At 58.7% G+C, this 1,829-nt stretch carries 3 protein-coding genes; 1 reads left to right on the plus strand and 2 read right to left on the minus strand.

Annotated elements, in window-relative coordinates; genetic code table 11:
- Positions 1-211: 211 nt before the first annotated feature.
- The gene (locus ACWGTO_RS33310; RefSeq protein WP_454578929.1) at positions 212-667 is read right to left on the minus strand and encodes a hypothetical protein; all 456 of its coding nucleotides are present in this window, start codon (positions 665-667) and stop codon (positions 212-214) included.
- Positions 668-925: 258 nt separating this feature from the next.
- On the opposite strand from ACWGTO_RS33310, the gene ACWGTO_RS33315 reads away from it, so the two are divergent.
- Complete coding sequence (locus ACWGTO_RS33315) at positions 926-1,219, plus strand: hypothetical protein (protein WP_454578930.1); 294 nt, start codon at positions 926-928, stop codon at positions 1,217-1,219.
- Here ACWGTO_RS33315 and ACWGTO_RS33320 read toward each other — a convergent pair.
- Entirely contained in the window at positions 1,171-1,704 is a 534-nt protein-coding gene (locus ACWGTO_RS33320; RefSeq protein WP_454578931.1) for a hypothetical protein, read from the minus strand. The two genes, ACWGTO_RS33315 and ACWGTO_RS33320, sit on opposite strands and share 49 nt — an antisense overlap.
- Positions 1,705-1,829: the final 125 nt, after the last annotated feature.

Consider the following 1,829-nt stretch of genomic DNA (forward strand, 5'->3'; position numbering starts at 1 on the left):
GGGGATGACCAGTGCGATGTCTTTGTATGCCTCATGCTCGATGAAGTGCGCGGTCTCGGGCTCCGGGGATCAGGCTTGGTTCCAGCGGGGCCTGGCGGCCGCGAATGGTCAATCTCGTGAAGTCGGTCATAGGCCGATATTGGAGGTGAAGGTGGGGAATCGCATCCAGCGCGGCTCCATTCTCGGACCAATGCGAGACCGGGTCTGCCAATCAGCGCGAAAAATCACCCCAGAGCCCGAAGCCCCACGTGACCGCGACGAAAGCGACCCCCGCTGCGATAAATCCCCACATAATTCCGCCGACACGAGAGGAAGCGCTTGTTGGGTTTCCTGTGGAGGCTGAGACCTTTGGTTCTTGCCCCGTCAGTGCTGACCGGAACGCGTCAAATGACTGGTATGCGAAGGCAAGGCCTAATGCGAGGACAGCCAACCGTACCACCGAGGAAACCACTCCCCTAAACGCCTCGGGCTCCCAGTAGATAAACAGAAGGAATGCGATCGCCGCCACGGCGAACGCTAACACGCGATGGCCAACTGTATTCACAATTGCCTCCTTCATAACGCTGCCGTCGGCGAAGGTAGTGCGGAACACCTTTCCATTTAATGACCACGTTCCGGAACGAAACCACCTCTGCGAGGATCCTTGTCCCTGAAAATCTTTCGCCACGCACCTCTTGCCCCATAATAAATCATGCGTGCAGCGGCAAACTGTGTGATTGCACCGGTTGCGAGCCGCATCCAGCAGCAGAATTCTCGCCAGTAGCCTCGATTGCATCTGTCGGATTCTTGGGTATCCTGCCGCTGCGCATGTGAGCATAAGGTGGCGCCTGGCGCTTCGACGAGCCACCGATTCAAGACCAGCGTCGGCATGGCGACCGAAAATGCTGAGGAAAGAGACCGCCATTTCCAAAAGGAAACATTAGTCATGGATTCCCATGCCGTCATTGCGTCCCTGCCAGTCGCCGGGGCCGACCGTACCGTGCTTATCGATGCCGCCAATGCCGCGTTCGAAAGGGTTATTGAGCGGATTGAGCCGACCAACGAGGAGCTGACTCGCACCCACTGGGACGCCGAGAGCTATATCGACAATGAAATCACTGCGGACATGTTGCCGATTTCGCGGGACGAGGCCGCACACCTCGTCCACGTGTTCCTCGTACATCATGTCGTTCAATTGGCGGTCGCCGCGGACGAGGAGGCCGCCGAATCCCGGCCTTGAACCTCGACAGCGGCAGGTGGGTCTGCCTGCCGCGATCTGGCGGGCAGCGCGATCAATACCGTGACCTTTGCCGCCACCTCTTCAAGCGTGGCGGTGAGGCGGTTTATCTGGGAGGCGGTGGCCGCCAGTTCCGGCCCATAGCGGGTTATGAGATATTCCCGGTTCTGGCTTAGCGACTGGAGATGCCTGGCCGTCTTCGCGCGAAGATGCAGGCCCGCCTCGATGGCGTGTTCCGTGCGTTTCGATAGATCGTGCTGCAGTTTGCGGACCTGATTGGGATTGTGTCCGCGGTGGAGCAACAGCGCGGTCAGGTAGAGTTCGATCGCATGGATCGCCGCCAATCTGAACGGAGCTCTGGAAAGCGGCTTGCCGGGCCGACCGAGCTGAAGGAGGTGGTTTGCGGCCTTGCGGTATTCTTCCGCCAGTTCGTGAACCTGCTGCGGGGATGCCAGCTCACCGGGGTATTTGCGTTCTTCGATCGCCATCTAGCGCGTGCCATTTTGCTAAGAGCGTAAGCGCGATTTTCTACGCACCTTTTGCTGTTGAGTGCTCTGCCGCATGAGGTGTCCACCAAAATCAGACTGTGCAAAAAGTCTGCGGGATTCCAATG

The sequence above is a fragment of the Mesorhizobium sp. PL10 genome (assembly GCF_053714315.1).

Excerpts from the sequence above, each read along its gene's own strand:
- ACWGTO_RS33315 (WP_454578930.1), top strand. The coding sequence starts at position 926 with ATGGATTCCCATGCCGTCATTGCGTCCCTGCCAGTCGCCGGGGCCGAC.
- ACWGTO_RS33320 (WP_454578931.1), bottom strand. The coding sequence starts at position 1,704 with ATGGCGATCGAAGAACGCAAATACCCCGGTGAGCTGGCATCCCCGCAG.